The sequence below is a fragment of the Paenibacillus sp. MER TA 81-3 genome (genome assembly GCF_023713585.1).
Taxonomy (GTDB): domain Bacteria; phylum Bacillota; class Bacilli; order Paenibacillales; family Paenibacillaceae; genus Paenibacillus_B; species Paenibacillus_B profundus.
This window is the reverse complement of sequence record NZ_JAMAWB010000006.1, coordinates 182506-199188: the sequence shown is the minus strand read 5'-3', so window position 1 is coordinate 199188 and position 16683 is coordinate 182506. Positions and strand designations below refer to the sequence as shown.

13 protein-coding genes are annotated in these 16683 nt (G+C 50.5%); 3 read left to right on the top strand and 10 right to left on the bottom strand.

The genetic code is table 11. From position 1 onward, the window contains the following. Window positions 1-118 precede the first annotated feature (118 nt). Complete coding sequence (locus M3650_RS10475; RefSeq protein ID WP_251574516.1) at window positions 119-1057, bottom strand: phosphoenolpyruvate protein kinase; 939 nt, start codon at window positions 1055-1057, stop codon at window positions 119-121. Beyond that, on the bottom strand, window positions 1047-1217 hold the full coding sequence (locus tag M3650_RS10470) for a GapA-binding peptide SR1P (RefSeq protein ID WP_251574514.1): 171 nt from the start codon (window positions 1215-1217) through the stop codon (window positions 1047-1049). The genes M3650_RS10475 and M3650_RS10470 overlap by 11 nt, the downstream gene beginning before the upstream one ends. Before the next feature lie 296 nt (window positions 1218-1513). Between M3650_RS10470 and glpX the strand changes: the two genes are divergently transcribed. After that, window positions 1514-2536 (top strand): class II fructose-bisphosphatase, encoded by a 1023-nt coding sequence (glpX, locus tag M3650_RS10465; protein WP_251574512.1) that lies wholly within the window; start codon window positions 1514-1516, stop codon window positions 2534-2536. A gap of 124 nt (window positions 2537-2660) precedes the next feature. Here glpX and M3650_RS10460 read toward each other — a convergent pair whose 3' ends face one another. The 6 genes from M3650_RS10460 to M3650_RS10435 form a co-directional block, all read right to left on the bottom strand. Next, window positions 2661-4661 carry a peptidoglycan D,D-transpeptidase FtsI family protein gene (locus M3650_RS10460; RefSeq protein WP_251574510.1) on the bottom strand — a complete coding sequence of 667 codons (2001 nt, stop codon included), beginning with the start codon at window positions 4659-4661 and terminating at the stop codon, window positions 2661-2663. Window positions 4662-5303: 642 nt separating this feature from the next. After that, a complete protein-coding gene (locus M3650_RS10455) occupies window positions 5304-6557 on the bottom strand; it encodes an ABC transporter permease (protein WP_251574509.1) in 1254 nt (417 codons plus the stop codon). Next, the gene (locus M3650_RS10450) at window positions 6545-7330 is read right to left on the bottom strand and encodes an ABC transporter ATP-binding protein (protein WP_251574507.1); all 786 of its coding nucleotides are present in this window, start codon (window positions 7328-7330) and stop codon (window positions 6545-6547) included. The genes M3650_RS10455 and M3650_RS10450 overlap by 13 nt, the downstream gene beginning before the upstream one ends. A 266-nt stretch (window positions 7331-7596) precedes the next feature. Further along, on the bottom strand, window positions 7597-9057 hold the full coding sequence (locus tag M3650_RS10445; protein ID WP_251574505.1) for an ABC transporter substrate-binding protein: 1461 nt from the start codon (window positions 9055-9057) through the stop codon (window positions 7597-7599). Window positions 9058-9354: 297 nt separating this feature from the next. After that, on the bottom strand, window positions 9355-10812 hold the full coding sequence (locus M3650_RS10440) for an ABC transporter substrate-binding protein (RefSeq protein ID WP_251574498.1): 1458 nt from the start codon (window positions 10810-10812) through the stop codon (window positions 9355-9357). A gap of 176 nt (window positions 10813-10988) precedes the next feature. After that, complete coding sequence (locus tag M3650_RS10435; RefSeq protein WP_019423679.1) at window positions 10989-12272, bottom strand: DEAD/DEAH box helicase; 1284 nt, start codon at window positions 12270-12272, stop codon at window positions 10989-10991. A 139-nt stretch (window positions 12273-12411) separates the two neighbouring features. On the opposite strand from M3650_RS10435, the gene M3650_RS10430 reads away from it, so the two are divergent. Beyond that, on the top strand, window positions 12412-12675 hold the full coding sequence (locus tag M3650_RS10430) for a DUF2573 family protein (protein ID WP_251574497.1): 264 nt from the start codon (window positions 12412-12414) through the stop codon (window positions 12673-12675). Between the two features lie 131 nt (window positions 12676-12806). On the opposite strand, the gene M3650_RS10425 is transcribed toward M3650_RS10430, so the two are convergent. Both M3650_RS10425 and M3650_RS10420 read right to left on the bottom strand, forming a co-directional pair. Then, window positions 12807-13583, bottom strand: a complete 777-nt coding sequence (locus M3650_RS10425) for an SDR family NAD(P)-dependent oxidoreductase (protein WP_251574496.1) — start codon at window positions 13581-13583, stop codon at window positions 12807-12809. A gap of 82 nt (window positions 13584-13665) precedes the next feature. Continuing rightward, the gene (locus M3650_RS10420) at window positions 13666-14145 is read right to left on the bottom strand and encodes a chemotaxis protein CheX (RefSeq protein WP_251574494.1); all 480 of its coding nucleotides are present in this window, start codon (window positions 14143-14145) and stop codon (window positions 13666-13668) included. A gap of 385 nt (window positions 14146-14530) precedes the next feature. On the opposite strand from M3650_RS10420, the gene M3650_RS10415 reads away from it, so the two are divergent. After that, window positions 14531-16585, top strand: coding sequence for a methyl-accepting chemotaxis protein (locus M3650_RS10415; RefSeq protein WP_251574492.1), 2055 nt, complete (start codon window positions 14531-14533; stop codon window positions 16583-16585). The last annotated feature ends 98 nt before the right edge of the window (window positions 16586-16683 follow it).

Genomic DNA, 16683 nt, shown 5'->3' with positions numbered 1-16683 from the left:
ACGGTTTCGATTAGTTCTATCTTACTTCAATCCCCTCGCTTCGTACAATAGTTTAACACGCAGCAAGAAACACTCCCCCTCACACGAAGAGCATTTCTCACACGCGCATTATTATCTATCACCCATAATTGACTTGTTCGGAGCATACCCATACGACATCCGCCTCAGTCATATCCCGCAACAATCCGCTGTTCTCATCTTGAGAAATACCGGAATGCAGCCATACCCCAACAAGCGGTAAGTCCCGCTTCACATCGTGGCACCGGATTTGTTCAGCAGCAGTACGCACGAGCTGTGCATGCTGCTTCCATTCACCGCCAGCAAAAGGCAGCAGAACGGAAATGCGCACGTCCCGACCGCGGTCATGTGCGCGCTTCTCTGCACGGAATAATGCCTCCGCTTGCATATCTATCCATTCCGGAACGACTCCGGAAATGTTCATTGGTTCAGGAAAAACATTATGAAGCCATTGCTTGCATTGCTTTAGCTTCAGCCACTGCTGGTGCAAGCGCTGCTGTTCGTAGGAATCATCGGTCTCTGCAGCCAATCGCTGCAGCACCTCCATACGCTGTTCCAGGTCAGATAGAGCCGGAAGCATTTCTATCAGTGGCGCATCAGCAAGCATAACATACATGTGTATGCCTGAATGTTCACCGGCCGTCATCAGAAGCTGTTCATACTCTGCTGTCATGAATGGCACTAATTTGTGAAGCGCGGCACAACGCTCTGTCACGGTTCCAGAGACCAACACCTCACGCACAAGACGCTGTCTCTCGGCATTCATGAATGGCTGTTGTCCCGGTATAACGAATAAGGTGGAGCAGCCAATCGCAATGGCAGCCTGCATTTCGAGCAGATGCGCACATCGGGCAACCGTCTGCACGCCTTGCCGCTCTTGCAAATCACGGGTCTCCTCCCATACATAGCCGACATTGTGCACCGCTCGCTGTCGCATTGAAATCAGCTTAAAGGTATTCTCTTCAAGCGTAGCCTGGACGGAGTTTGCAGCTTCCGAGGGGGCGAACCACCGCTCCGCGTGATTCATATTAGATTTCAAGGTGCTGTACCTCTCTCTCCGCGCAAAGCTGCTCTTGACAGTCATGCGAGCCGCATTCCATGTAGTACATCATGACTCTTTCTGTATCCTGCTCTGCAATAATTCGCTTGCAACGTTTACACAAGATAATGCCCAATAATTGACTCTGCCCGTGTTCCATCGGACATCCACCTCTCCATAAGTTTGTGATGGGTATCCTCTTGTACTTCTCGGCTGAAAAGTGACCTTTTTGAACTCGCACTATTAAAATATGCTGTCATATTTCTTTCATGTGAGCGAATTCATTAGTGAGATACCCTATAAATATGACGCCTTAAAGTATCGTATTCATGCAACAATTTTTCAGCATGTGTGAATTAACCAATTGCTTTTCCATATTTTATATCATATTATCTAATAAGACGCAATATATAATTCATTTAGTACGTCATATTTAAAACGTGGGGGGAGATCAGCATGGACAGACAATTGAGCTTAGAGTGCATCCGTGTTACTGAAGCAGCCGCACTAGCCGCTTCGCGGTGGGTTGGCCGGGGAAATACAGAGGAAGCGGACGGTGCTGCGACCAGCATTATGCGGCACATGTTCGAAAGTGTTCCGATACGGGGACAAGTCGTCATCGGTGAAGGGGAAATGGATGAAGCGCCGATGCTTTATATAGGTGAACCAGTTGGTTCCGGGGCAGGCTCTCATGCGGATGTGGCCGTCGATCCGGTGGAAGGAACCGAATTAGTCGCGAAAGGATTGAATGGCGCCCTGTCCGTCCTTGCCGTTGCGGACTCCGGCCAGCTCCTCCATGCACCTGACATGTATATGCAGAAGCTCGCCTGCGGACCACAGCTGCGCGGCTGCCTTCACCTGGACGATCCACTCGATGTAACGGTGAAGAAAGCTGCCGCTGTACTCAAGCGTGACCTGTCGGAAATGACGGTCTCTATTCTCGATCGTGAACGGCATGCGAAGCAGATTGAATGTCTCCGGGCAACGGGCGTGCGCTTGAAGCTGCTAAATGCAGGCGATGTCGCCGGCGCAATGGCCACCGCCTTTTCAGAATCGGGTGTTGATCTCTATGTCGGATCAGGAGGCGCTCCAGAAGGCGTGCTGGCTGCAGCAGCGTTGCGCTGTCTTGGCGGCGAGTTGCAAGCGCGTCTGCTGCCTTCGAATGATGAAGAAGTGGAACGCTGCTTGCAAATGGGCATCCGTCAGCTGGATCGGCTCCTGATGACGGAAGACTTATCTGGGTACGGCGATGTGCTGTTTGCCGCAACAGGAATTACGCCGGGCGATGTACTGCAAGGCGTACGCATGACGCAGGATCATTACGCGGAAACGCATTCCCTTGTCCTTCGCTCCAAGACCGGCACCGTGCGATTTGTCCGTACGCTTCACCGTCTACTGCCTTGTGACGTCGCGCCATTTCACTCAGAGCAGCCTCCGGGCAGCTATGCGGCAGATATCCTCAAGTCCAACGCAATATAGCGCAGCAGAATGAGGTGCAGATCGGTATAGTGTGATACAAAGTACGTGCAGGGCAATGATGCACGTTATTGACATAAGGAGAGGGTGATTGAGTTAGCCCCCCTCTCCCTGTTATGTATCCCCTCTACTTCCTCGGCTTGCCCGTCAAGCCGACATGTTCATCATACGCATCGAACATGCGCCTTGCTATCGGAGCCGCACCCCAGGCGCCATACCCACCTTCAGGCACGACGACGGCGACAGCCAGCACCGGATCGTCGGCAGGAGCATACGCGATGAAGACCGCATTCTCCACCATCTCCTTCCGGCCTGCAATCGACTGTTCCGACGTACCCGTCTTGCGCACGAATTTGTACGGAAAGCCGTCGAAGCCCTGTACCCCGACACCCAGCATTCCTTTTTCCACCGTGTCCCAATATTGTTGCTTGAACTTCATTTCACTGAGAACTTCTGGCTTCATCTGCTTTACTGTATTCCCGTTTGCATCGGTAATTTTCGATACGAACTGCGGCTTCAGCCGTTTCCCGTGATTAGCCAGCGTCGCCGTATACTGTGCCAACTGCAGCGTCGTATATTTTCCTTGCTGTCCGAACGACGCGTAGGCAAGCGAAGCCTGCCCCGTCTGATTCTCCTGCATATAATCGAGAATGCCCTCTGACTCCGCTGGAAAGCCGCTTCCCGTATGGATGCCGAGCCCGAATGCCTTCATATAGCTATCCCATATTTCAAGTCCTTTTTCTTTTCCGTATTTCAAATAGAGCGGATTTCCAATCTTGTCGACCATAAAGGCATTCGAGGATGATGAAAGAGACCGCGCGGGGTCCATCATGCCGAGGGCATACCTTGAAGCGTTATGTACTCTAGCCTCTTTCCCTTTGCGCCCGAACTCAGCATACCCGATGTCACGGTACGTCGTAGACGGATGAATCAAGCCTTCTTGCAGTCCAATAAGCACCGTCAACGGCTTCATCGTAGACCCGAGATAGACGAGTGACGACGGATGAAGGTTGTTTTCTTTTTTGCTTCCGTAATCTTGGAACACCTCACGCACAGTGCCGTTATATTGATTCGAGCCAATGTGCTTTAAAGCCTCTTCACTGATCCTCCCCGTGCGCCAAATGTTCGTATTATAGTCAGGCACATTCACCATTGCGATAATGTTGCCCGTCTTCACCTCCATGGCGACCGCATAGCCCGTAATGGCATTCGGCGCCCGTTCCGCCTTAATGTTGGAGCTGCGCAGCTTGACAAGATGTTTCTCGATAGCTGCTTGCGTCTTTAATTGCACATCCTTATGCAGCGTGAGATGAACGTCCAATCCTTTTTCCGGCTTGATCAGCTCCAATGGCCCGATAATCCTATTGTTTGAATTGACGGGATACGTTTTGATCCCGTTTGATCCCCGCAGCTCTTCCTGATACATTAGTTCAATGCCGTCGAAGCCGACGAACTCGTTCTCCAAATATTTGCGTTCGGGATCCCGCTTCTCGTTATCAATGCGCTTATAGGCGCCCACATGCTGTTTCGCTGTATTGTATCTGCGCAAATATCCAACGATTTGCGGAGCGACCTTGTCCTCATCATACTGCCGGATGCCTTCTTCGATTATATCGATATACGGGTATGTATCCCTATTTTCCAAAAAGTAAGCGATTTCTTTCTTAGTTAAATCGATTTTGATTCTGCGCGGGACATAGCCGTAATTGACCCGGGAACCGATGTCCATCTGATCGTACACCATCTGCTTCGTCATCGGTATATTCGGATCGCCGTAGCGCTTAAACACCGATACGATCTGATCCGCAATGAGCAGCGCTTCCTCTGGCTTATAATTTTTCTCCATTTTAAAATATAGTGAATGGGTCGGTACCGAATATGCCAGTTTATTGCCGGCAGCCTCAAAAATGCTGCCCCGTATCGGAGACATTTCAATGCTCTTCGTGCCGATTTTTAGCATTTGGCTTCTTAATTCGGGTCCTTGAACAAATTGCAGCAGGGCGATTCGCACAATCAATACGGTAAAGACGAGAAATGTAACAAAGAAAAAAATACTCATTCGCAAATAAAAATGACGCCGGTTCCGTCCTGTTCGCTGCTCCTTCTCTTCATCCGTCTCGATCTGCATGAATGGTATATCCTCCCACAACCATTAATACCTAAATGGTATCTTATGCCCCATAACTTGTAAATTCTTTTTTATGTCCCGAACTTCTCTATTCAAGACGGCCCGCTTTCGCATCGCCTGTTCGAATTCATACGCATACTGCACAGCACTGGCTGGCTCCGTATACGGCTTCCCCAGAAACGTAACATTATAAGGTCTGCTATTATGTTCATAACCAGCCGGAACCGTGACGGAAGGATAGCCCGCCTGGCCAACTTGTTCACTTCTATACTTGAGTACTTTCCACACTTGATTACGATCCGTGTGCAGGGACAAAGTGATGCAACCTGAATGATGGGGAGAGTGGGCAAAAGAGATGCGTAAGGACATACCTTCTCCGTTCAGAATAGAGTGCACTAAATACATGAGCAAAGTAAATCGATTTCGTATGTCTGCGTAATTTCAACCTTGTTCCTTTCTCAGCGTGATCGAAAAAAAACCGCCTTCCGGCAATCACATCACGTGATTGTCGAAAGGAGCGGTTTCATCAAAAAACTCATTTGCCGTTTATCCATATGTAATGCAGCCGCCACAAGCTCTTGTCCTCGTTCGGTGAAGCAAGCAACGATTTCCCCTTACTCACAGGTCAGCTTAAAGCTAGCATTACTCCTCATCCTCTGTACGTGCGCGGGCTCGCTTCATGCGAGATAGGAGCGCGATGACCGCGCCGCCAGCCAACACTGTCAGCTTAAAGCTCCACGACGTCGTTCCGAACCATAACGGTAATGTTAACACCACGGCGGATGCCAAGTGAATGCGGGTGCTCATATCGAGCGCCGCTTTATGGCGTGCATTCAACGGTATCGGATATATCGTGCGCCATACATCATGACGGTGATACGTGAACAGAGTCTTAAGCTGTGCGCCGATAACAAATACGAATAAACCATATAAGAGCCCGCTCCATTCAGAGTCTCTTGTCCAGATTAACAGCAGCAGTCCCAATCCGTTCAATCGAAGCATAATGCCCAGCAGCTCGCTTCTGGCGAATGTTTTGGCCAGCAGATATCGGTAGGCTGCCTGCGGTGTGAACGCAAAGCGGTCTCCGTACCGCTTGAGCCACGGTCTTGCATAGCGGCGTTCTTCCGCAGCCGGCATATCGACGAAGCCGCTTAAGAACAAATAGACGCGTCCCTCGTGGACCTTCTCTGCTGCAATGTGCGCCTCCCACGGGAAATGCAGTGTGCGCCGCGTAAGCAGCCACGCAATATAGACAATTCCGGCGATCCCGGAGGACAGAGCGGCCAAGGGGATGCTGAGCCATAACCAGCATGCCACCGCACCCCAAGCCCATATATAGCGAAACAGCCGACTGCTAAGACGCCACTTCGGATCAACGATGTGACGTTCTTTCCAAGCGCCGAAAGCGGCAACCGCTTTAAAGAGCAGCAGCACCGCCAACGAGAGGAGAAAACCCTTTGGCTCCGCGTCTGCACGGTTATACAACGGCCACAGCACACACCAGCTCGCAACCAAGAGCAGCATACGCGGCCAGAGGCTGTAGCGTACGCTCCGCTTCATATAAGCTCCCAGCTGATGCTCCATGCGCAGCAGGAACACTAGATCCGCTGGCTCCAGGAAGGTGCGGTACGTCGTATATGCGGCTGCAGGCGCCAAGAGCACCAACGCCAATTCCCGCACAGGGAAAGAAGGCGGAATCCGATCCAGAAACGAGGCATACAGCGCCACTCCTGACACGAATCCAAAGACAATGACCAGTCCCAGCCCGCTCTGAATGACGTAACGCAGGTAAGGCAACACTTTTCCCAAAAATCGTCGTACCCGCAGCTGCCATAAGGCTTCTGCCTCCATAACCGGCAGCTTAGTTGGGCGCATTTCGCTCTCTACTCGTTCCATGTTAGTCCACCGCCCGATGCATCGTCTCCCCCGACCCAAGCGTAGAAGAGGTCTTCCAATCGTTGTGTGGCCGCCTCCCCTGAACGGTGAGCCAATTGATGCTGAAGCTCATGAACGGTTCCCGCTCCCATGACTCGCCCATGATGAAGAAGCACGAATTGATCACAATAATGCTCGATGGTTGATAAAATATGAGAGCTTACCAATAGCGAAGCGCCTTCTTCCTTTACGCCCTTCATATATTGCAAGAGTGAGCGGATGCCTAACGGATCCAGTCCGAGAAACGGTTCGTCAATGATATATAGTGGCGGACGAACGGCAAACGCGCACATCAGCATCGTCTTCTGCTTCATCCCCTTCGACAAGTGCTGTGCCGCCTTGTCCAGATGCGGCTTCATCTGGAATAGATCGGCCAGCTCCGCCATCCGCTTCTCGAATAATGTCTGCTCCACGCCATAAGCGGTTGCTGTCCAGACGAGATGCTCGCGCACAGTTAGCGCATCATACAATATCGGAGATTCCGGCACGTAAGCAAGTGCAGCCCGGTAAGCTTCCGGAGCTTCAGAGAGCGCACGCCCCTGCAGACGCACCTTGCCCGAATGCGGCTCCAGCAAACCGAGAATATGCTTCATCGTCGTGCTCTTCCCTGCACCATTCAATCCGATAAGTCCGACCATTTCACCTGCGTTTACATTAAAAGTTATATCGTGCAGCACCGGTCTGCCGATGCTATACCCGCCAGTCAGGCGATCAATTTGCAATAAAGGTTCCATTTGTTTCACCTCAAGGATTATTATACCGGACAGCGAAGAAGGAAGCGAATGCCACCGATCGACGGCCATCACCTACGTGTCTCCTATGGGTAGCGTGTTCGGCATCGTAACGTCCGCCACTAATTACTCGGTATCATGTGACGAAGCAGCCGACGGCTTCCTTCGTAACAAGCGACAAAGCCCGCCAGCAGCGTTCATGCTGCGGCGGGCTTCATACCCTCTCTGGCTCGAATCATCCGGTTGCGGACCGGTTAATTTCCTGTCGTTTATTTCGTATCGCTTGTTCCTTCGGTCGCCTCGCCGGACGCTTTATCGCTTGATGAGCCGGATTTGGCTTGCTCCGCCGCCTTGCGCGCCTTCTCTTCTTCCCGCGCTTTAATCAACGCGGCCTCCCCTTTTTGCTGCAGCTCGGCTACCGCCTCATCGACCGTCTTCTTGTTGTCAATAACCGCTTGCAGCGCCTCCGTCTCCAGTTTGCGGAATGGCTGGTAGAACTCCATCGGCACATTTTCATTGCCCCAGGACGTGTTGCTATCTTTAGGCTTCAGCATATAGAAGGCTTCCATACTCTTGCCGTCCACTTCCTTGAAGAATTGATTGCGCGTCGGAATCCGGCCGTCCATCGACCGCGAAGCGGCCTTCGCCACTTCCGGGCCATTGACGAATTTAATGAATTCCCATGCCGCCCGCTTATTGGCGGAGTCGGCGGAAATCGCGTAAAGTTCGTTCAAATAGACAGTCGCGGAAGTATCCGGCGAAGCCGGATCGATCGGAACCGTTACAATGCCCCAATCGAAATCCTTGGCATCCTTATTGTACATCTTCCGGTTTTTCAGTTGGTTCATATACCATGGTCCGTCTAGAATCATTGCGGCCTTGCCTGCCAGAAATTTATTATCGTCGTTCCGCATATAGACAGGTCCGTTCTCGTCGTTGCTCGGCGGGTTAACATAGATGGCCTTGCTTCGTATTGCATCCGCCGTGGTCTTAATGGCGTTCTTCCAGCCGTCGGAATTGATGAGCAGCTTCTCCCCCTTCGCATCGAACAGCTGCAGCGAAGAAGTCGCTGCGATTTTGCTCAGCAGTTGATCCGCTTGGCCATATTCCTCATACATTCCGTATATTTGGTCCTCTCCCGTTCCGATATTGGCGAAGCGGCTTGACAAATCAATGACTTCTTGCCAAGTCATCTTGTTGCTCGGCTCTTGGATGCCATGCTCCTTGAACAGATCGGCATTAAAATACATGACATTCGTATAGAAATACGGAGTCAATCCGTACATAGATCCGTTCCCTTTCTCGCGAATCATATCAATGAGGCCGGGCATATAACCCTCCAAATCGAACTTCTCCTGCGCAATTACCGCATCCAGGTTGTATAGCTTGCCTTCCTGTGCATATTCGGAATAGGCCTCCTGATCGAGAAACATAACGTCAGGCTTATGCTTGTCGAGGAACTTCTTCATCTCCGCCTTATAATCGACCGGACCTTCCTGGTTCGCATAAATCTCATTCGTGCTGATCACTTCGAATTCGATTTCTGGAAACTTTACATTGAAATAATTGCCGTATTCCCGATAAAAGCTGTTTTCGTCGTGGTACAGTACTTTAAGTTTCCCCTTACCGTCTTCCCCTAGTTCCTCCAATACCGGCTTTTCCCCAAAGCAGCCGCTAATGAGAGCGATTACGGTTAACATCAGTATTGCGATTTTCCATTTTCTAGACAAAATTTCATCACCCTTTCTCCATCTTCCACCCATAAGTATATCGGCGCCGTTACCAGTATTCAACAAGTGTGATAAAAACTTAAACTTATTGTGATAAAACTTAAGATTATTCGACGTAATTCTACAAAAAAACCCGCCGCACTGGTCATACCCCGCTTGCCACCGCACCCCTAGCGAAACAGCCGACAGCTTCCTTCTGAACAAGCGACAAAGCCCGCCGGCAGCGTTCATGCTGCGGCGGGCTTTACCTTCTCTGGCTCGAATCATCCGGTTGCGGACCGGTTAATTTCCTATCGTTTATTTCGTATCGCTTGTCCCTTCGGTCGCCTCGCCGGACGCTTTATCGCTTGATGAGCCGGATTTGGCTTGCTCCGCTGCCTTGCGCGCCTTCTCTTCTTCCCGCGCTTTAATCAACGCGGCCTCCCCTTTTTGCTGCAGCTCGGCTAGCGCCTCATCGACCGTCTTCTTATTGTCAATAACCGCTTGCAGCGCCTCCTCCTGCAGTTTGCGGAATGGCTGGTAGAACTCCATCGGCACTTTATCATTGCCCCATGAAGTGTCGCTGTTTTTCGGCTTCAGCATATAAAAGGCTTCCATGCTCTTGCCGTCCATTTCCTTGAAGAATTGATTGCGTGTCGGAATCCGGCCGTCCATCGACCGCGAAGCGGCCTTCGCCACTTCCGGGCCATTGACGAATTTAATGAATTCCCATGCCGCCCGCTTATTGGCGGAGTCGGCGGAAATCGCGTAAAGTTCGTTCAAATAGACAGTCGCGGAAGTATCCGGCGAAGCCGGATCGATCGGAACCGTTACAATGCCCCAATCGAAATCCTTGGCATTCTTATTGTACATCTTCCGGTTTTTCAGTTGGTTTATATACCATGGTCCTTCTATAACCATTGCGGCCTTGCCTGCCAGGAATTTATTATCGTCGTTCCGCATATAGACAGGTCCGTCCTCATCGTTGCGCGGCGGGGCAACATGGATGGCCTTGCTCCGTACCGCATCCGCCGTGGTCTTAATGGCGTTCTTCCAGCCGTCGGAATTGATGAGCAGCTTCTCCCCCTTCGCATCGACCAGCTGCAGCGAAGAAGTGGCTGCGATTTTTCTCAGCAGGTCATTCGCTTGACCGTATTCCTCATAGATTCCGTATATTTGGTCCTCTCCCGTTCCGATATTGGCGAAGCGGTTGGACAAATCAATGACTTCTTGCCAAGTCATCTTGTTGCTCGGCTCTTGGATGCCGTGCTCCTTGAACAGATCGGCATTAAAGTACATGACATTCGTATAGAAAGACGGAGTCAATCCGTACATAGATCCGTTCCCTTTCTCGCGAATCATATCAATAAGGCCGGGCATATAACCCTCTAAATCGAACTTCTCCTGCGCAATTACGGCATCCAGATTGTATAGCTTGCCTTCCTGCGCATGTTCGGAATAGGCCTCCTGATCGAGAAACATAACGTCAGGCTTATACTTTTCGAGGATCTTCTTCTCCGCCTTATAATCGACTGGACCTTCCAGGTTCGCATAAATCTCATTCGTGCTGATCACTTCGAATTCGATTTCTGGAAACTTCACATTGAAATAATTGCCGTATTCATGATAAAAGCTGTTTTCGTCGTGGTACAGTACTTTAAGTTTCCCCTTACCGTCTTCCCCTAGTTCCTCCAATACCGGCTTTTCCCCGAAGCAGCCGCTAATGAGAGCGATTACGGTTAACATCAGTATTGCGATTTTCCATTTTCCAGACAAAATTTCATCCCCCTTTCTCCATTTTCCACCAATAAGTATATCGCTCCGTTACCAGTATTCAACTATTGTGATAAAAACTTAAGATTATTGTTAGCTTATTCGCCGGAATTCTACAAAAAAAGCCGCCGCACTCTCTTGTGCAGCGGCTCTTTCTCCGACCATCCCTATTATTTCTGTTATTTTTTCGGTTGACGCTTCTCCTTCAACCATTTTGGAGCGCCTTTGTTCTTCCGATCGTGATGGCGCTCCCCTTTCGGGCGCGGATCACTTTCATTGGCAGAGACACGCGGGCGGGAACGTGTCGGCTTCGCTACGCGTTTATCGTTCGGATCATAGATGCGTCCGTCATAGTAGGCGCGCTCTTGAATGACGATGCCAAGCTCGCGCTCGAATTTGCGCATGATGAAGCGCTCCCGCGATGTAATGATGTTTACCGATGTCCCGCGCCGTCCCATACGTCCCGTGCGGCCTGCCCTGTGCACGTAGTGCTCGGCATCAAACGCAGGCTGCACGCTGAACACGTACGGCAGCTCCGGTATATCTAGGCCGCGTGCAGCAATGTCAGTGGCTAGCAGCAGCTGGAATTGCCCCTCCCGGAAGCGGCGGATGACATTGACCCGCTCCTGCTTCGGCGCATCTCCATATAAGGAAGCGACCGACAGTCCGACGTGAGCGAGCTTCGCTTCCCATTCGCCGATCTGGCTCATGTCGTTCACAAAGATGATCGCCTGCTTCGGATTCCAATGGCGCACGAGGCGGCGCAATGTATCGATCTTGTCGCGCTCCTCGCTTACGAACACGAGATGCTGAATCGTATCGGCTATCCGCTTCTCGGGCTCGATGCCGATATGCTGCGGCTCGCGCATCCACCGCTCGGCCAGCGTCTTTACTTCCGTCGGCAGCGTAGCGGAGAAGAACAGCAGCTGACGGTCACGCAAAGCGCTTTGCATAATCGCCTCCGTATCGCGAGCCCCGCCCTTTTGCAGGACATGATCAACTTCATCCACGACGATCGTGCGTACCTCATGCATTTTCAGCTTGCGCACTTCAATAAGCTCGTGTATCCGTCCCGGTGTTCCGACTACGAGCTGAGGCCGCTCCTTTAATTTCTCCACTTGCCGTTTCAAGGCGGCACCGCCGATAAGCGCAGTCGTTTGAATGCCGCTGCCCTCACAATAGTATTCCGCTTCCCGCACAATTTGCATGGCAAGCTCTTGCGTAGGAGCGACGACGACGGCTTGCGTTGTCCGCTGATCCTTATCTATATTCATAAGAAGCGGAAGCAAATAGGCAAGTGTCTTTCCCGTTCCCGTCTGTGACCCGGCCAACACGTCCCGGCCTGCGAGAGCAGCTGGAATCGCTTCGACTTGGATCGGGGTCGGCGTGACGATTTCCTTCGCCTGCAACCGTCCCAGCAGCTCCTCATTGATTTGTAATGAAGCAAAGGTTGTACTCAACATGCATCGTTCCTCTCTATGGAAGTATTTCCACGTGTGCCTTCATTATATCGAAAAGAGTCAACTCCTCCAACTTTCTTTCCCGGCAAAGTTATGGTAGCCTGATCATACATCTATCTCGAACTGTAGAGGAGGTCGCTGTATGAACGATTCTAATCATAGTTGGACAGCTTCATTCGATGCGCTCATTGTAAAATATGCGGAGCTTCTCACCGGACATTCTGATGAAGCCACCGTAGAGAAGGTCAAGTTATGGGCGCTGTACAATCATATGCACAAGACGATGCCGAACCTGACCCGCCACTGGAATGAATCGCATCCAGAGGGCAAAGCTGCCGTTCGCTCATTATTCGAAGAAATGAAACAAATGAACGAAGCCCACCGTCAAAGCGGTACCGAAACATAACCTCGTCTCCATGCCAAAGCAAGCAAAAAAGTCCGCTCATTCTCTGTCGCTTCCATACGCAACATAGCATGAGCGGACCTTTCTATGGCCTATCAAGCTGATTATTCGATTCAGAGCCAACTGTAGTTCAATTATTTCTTATTCAGGAATTTGGCTGCCACATGATTGGACAAACGAGGAAAAAGAGAGTAAAGGCGCGTCCCAATGGCTCCCAGCCACGGCAGGTCTACTTCCTGTCTGCGCGTCTCCATGATGCGCACAAGATGGCGAACGACCTTCTCCGGCGGCATCATGAACCAGCGGACATTATTCACATAATGACCTGACGGATCAGCCAGTTCGAAGAAGGGGGTGTCGATAGGGCCTGGATTGACGGCAGACACCGCAACTCCGGTCCCTGCCAATTCCATGCGCAGCGCATTCGTAAAGCCAAGCACGGCGTGCTTCGTCGCACTGTACCCGGTAGATTTAGGGGATCCGATCTTGCCTGCCATTGAGGCCACGTTCACGATATGCCCGTCACGACGTGCCAGCATATGAGGGAGCACCGCCTTCGTGCAGCGCACGATACCCATGTAGTTGACGTCCATCATGGCCGCAAACTGCGCCACAGTCATGTCTACCGCACGTTCGAATTGTCCGAAGCCCGCATTGTTAAGCAATATATCGATATGGCCGTACCGCTCCAGCACATTGGCTACGACACGTTCAACATCGTCATCGTTCGTGACGTCCATCGTATAGACGGCATGCTCTGATGCAATGCCTAAGACGGAAGCCTCCAGCTTCTGCAAGGAACGTCCGGTGAACACCGGGATTGCCCCTTTTACAGCCACGGCACGTGCGGTCAATGCGCCGATACCGCTCGACGCGCCCGTAATCAGCACGATTTTACCCTTCAAATCCATTCTTCATACTCCTTTAATCCTGCCCTGGGCTGCAGCCCTCCACATTTCCGCTTCCGAAGCGCTGCAGCCTCTGCATCATGCATTAGGATACGATACTAATCTTATCACTATAGCCGAAATGCATGAGCACATCAAACCGCCCGATGCCTCCCATAATGAGCGGTACGGCCATCGCCTGATTAATCGGCCCCGAGTGCTCAGAGGACACCAGCAATTGAGGCGGTGTAATATCGACACGCAATCCTTGGTTATACATTAACGTCGTAGCGTTGCCGCTTATCATATTCCCTAACTCCGAAATCGCGCTTTCCCCGATTGTGTCAAGTGCTTCCAGCGGGAAGCCCCCCATCATCGCCGAAGCCATCTTAATCGCCACATCTTCATTTAGTCCAAATGCCACATGACCCGATAATTGTCCCGTCAGACCAACCTGGATGCGGAAATCGTGAGCTCCGCTCCAAGATAACATCTCAAGCTCTCCCCGTTCCGGACGGACCTGCACGATTTGTTCAATGACCGTGCACGCCGATTGCAAAAAAGGATGAATCCATTCGGCTCTCATCTTTGTATCTTTCGCCCCTTTCCGACAATGAGGGAGTAATGTTCGATATCATTCGAACGTCCTATACACCCACTTCTATATGACTATTATACTGAAAACAATGGAGTCGATCACTAGATCATTTGTCTGTTTTTCAATAAAAATGTGCATTTATATGTATTTTGAGCACAAAGAACTACTTCTAAAGCTTTATCTTCTCGTATGGCGCATTCAAACCTTATTCATGAATCCGCGATGTTTACCTTTTTTTCTTATTTTTCAAATAAAATCGGCGACCAAACGATTCAAATATTAAGAATGATGCTTATTTTGGCGATAAATACTTATGTCGAATTAATTCATAAAATGTCGAATCTCTTTCGAATGCACCTTAGGGAGGGCAACTATGTTGAAAAGTATTAAAGCTAAATTGATTCTTTCATTTCTAGTTACAATTCTGATTCCCATTTCATTGATTGGCGTAATTGTACATCGCAGCATGGTAAATGAAATCACCACTAATTTCGTTACATCGACGACGAACGAAATTGCGCAGGTAGACGGCAGAATCTCTCTTTTTTTTGAAACGGTTAATGAGAATGTGCAGATGTTGGCGAACAGCCCGATCGTAACCAAAGCAGATGACACGATCACCTCTTATACGAATCAAACGAAAACTACGAATTCAACATTTTCACAAAACGGCGGCATCGAAAGTGACATTTATAACGAATTCGAACGCTTTGCCGCATCGCATCCGAGAACCTCTGCCGTGTTCTTAGCGGGCGCTCAAGGAAGCTATGTCCAATGGCCGGAAAAAGAAATGGCGGCCAAATATGATCCGCGAACCCGTCCTTGGTACACAGAGGCGCTGGCGAATCCTGATAGAGTGGTGATGACCGAGCCATATTTGAGTTCGGTTAGCGGATTATTGACTATGAGCAGCGTTGCCGTCGTTAAAAACGACAGTGGCAGCCCGGTTGGCGTAGTCGGGATCGATACGAGCTTAGGCAGTCTGACCGAGCAACTCAAAAACATTAAAATCCGCTCAACAGGCTATGTCATCCTGCTTTCCAAAGACGGAACCATTCTTGCTCACCCGCGGGATGCTAAGCTTATTTCCAAAAACATCTCTGAAATAGGTGTGCCCGAATTTGCAAATATCAAAGAAAAAGCAACGGATCAATTCGATATTCAAATAGACGGAACGGACTACATGACGAATCTATACACATCAAAACAAACGGGCTGGAAATATTTATCTGTCGTTGAAAAAAGCGAGCTGACGCAAGAAGCTGACAAAATCGGCATGGTCAATCTCATAACTAGCTCTATATGTGCCATCTTGGCAGTACTGTTGGCGCTTGCGGTTGCCTCGAACATTTCCAAACCGATTCAGACAGTCGTTGCCAACCTGAAGAAGATCAGTTCAGGCGACTTCACACAGGAAGTTCCAGCCCATATCCAGCGGAAGAAGGATGAGGTTGGCGCACTTGGGCAGTCATTGCAAGTGATGCAATCATCCATCCGGAATTTGGTCATGGAGATACGCAGTGCTGCGAATACGCTGGCCGCATCGTCAGAGAAGCTATCGGCTCATACGGAAGAAAGTGCGAATCAGTTAAAAGTAGTCGATTCCATCGTGCAGACAGTAGCTGACGGAGCGGTGACGCAAATGAGAGGAACGGACGAAGGCTCCAAGGCGATGGAAGAAATGACGATTGGCATTCAGCGCATCGCCGAAAGCACGACCAGCATATCCGAAACGTCTCAAGACACAAGCGAGCAAGCGCTGCAAGGCAACGTGCTCATTCAGCAAGCGGTGACGCAAATGAGCGCAATTGATGAGTCTGTGCGGAGCTCGGGGACATTGGTGCAAAACTTAGGCGATCGTTCGGAGCAGATGGCGCATATCGTCGATGTCATCACCCAAATTTCGTCGCAAACAAGTCTGCTTGCTCTGAATGCATCGATTGAAGCCGCGCGCGCTGGCGAACACGGCCAAGGCTTTGCGGTCGTTGCTCATGAAGTGAGAAAGCTGGCGGAACGCTCGGCGGCTTCCGCCAATGAAATTGCGGAGCTTATTGAGCAAACCCGCGGTGATGCCCGCAAGGCGGTAGAGTCGATGGAAGATGTGCGTCAAAACGTTGGCGACGGCATGATTAAAGTGCAAGTATCAGGCGATATGTTCCAAAGCATCGTAAAAGAAGTGACCGATATAACGGGTCAGATCCAAGAATCCTCGGCGGTTACGGAAGAGATGTCCGCAGGGTCTGAGGAAGTGCTCGCATCCGTGAATGAAATAGCTCACATCGCTTCAAAAAATGCGGATCATTCTCAAGAGCTAGTGCAATTCACTGCACGGCAGCTGGAGGATATGTCCGCTTTGATGAACAATGCCGAAGCATTGAAGCAGATGGCGCATACCTTGAATCAAATGATTAGCCAATACAAAGTATAACCAATCCAAAGGGGCTGTCCCGACAGGTCTGCATGACTTGAAGGACAGTCCCCATTTATTCGTGGTCCGCCCAGTCGGCCAAAAGTGCAAAATGGTGG

Excerpts from the sequence above, each read along its gene's own strand:
- M3650_RS10470 (WP_251574514.1), bottom strand. The coding sequence starts at position 1,217 with ATGGAACACGGGCAGAGTCAATTATTGGGCATTATCTTGTGTAAACGT.
- glpX (WP_251574512.1), top strand. The coding sequence starts at position 1,514 with ATGGACAGACAATTGAGCTTAGAGTGCATCCGTGTTACTGAAGCAGCC.
- M3650_RS10460 (WP_251574510.1), bottom strand. The coding sequence starts at position 4,661 with ATGCAGATCGAGACGGATGAAGAGAAGGAGCAGCGAACAGGACGGAAC.
- M3650_RS10455 (WP_251574509.1), bottom strand. The coding sequence starts at position 6,557 with ATGGAACGAGTAGAGAGCGAAATGCGCCCAACTAAGCTGCCGGTTATG.
- M3650_RS10450 (WP_251574507.1), bottom strand. The coding sequence starts at position 7,330 with ATGGAACCTTTATTGCAAATTGATCGCCTGACTGGCGGGTATAGCATC.
- M3650_RS10435 (WP_019423679.1), bottom strand. The coding sequence starts at position 12,272 with ATGTTGAGTACAACCTTTGCTTCATTACAAATCAATGAGGAGCTGCTG.
- M3650_RS10430 (WP_251574497.1), top strand. The coding sequence starts at position 12,412 with ATGAACGATTCTAATCATAGTTGGACAGCTTCATTCGATGCGCTCATT.
- M3650_RS10425 (WP_251574496.1), bottom strand. The coding sequence starts at position 13,583 with ATGGATTTGAAGGGTAAAATCGTGCTGATTACGGGCGCGTCGAGCGGT.
- M3650_RS10420 (WP_251574494.1), bottom strand. The coding sequence starts at position 14,145 with ATGAGAGCCGAATGGATTCATCCTTTTTTGCAATCGGCGTGCACGGTC.
- M3650_RS10415 (WP_251574492.1), top strand. The coding sequence starts at position 14,531 with ATGTTGAAAAGTATTAAAGCTAAATTGATTCTTTCATTTCTAGTTACA.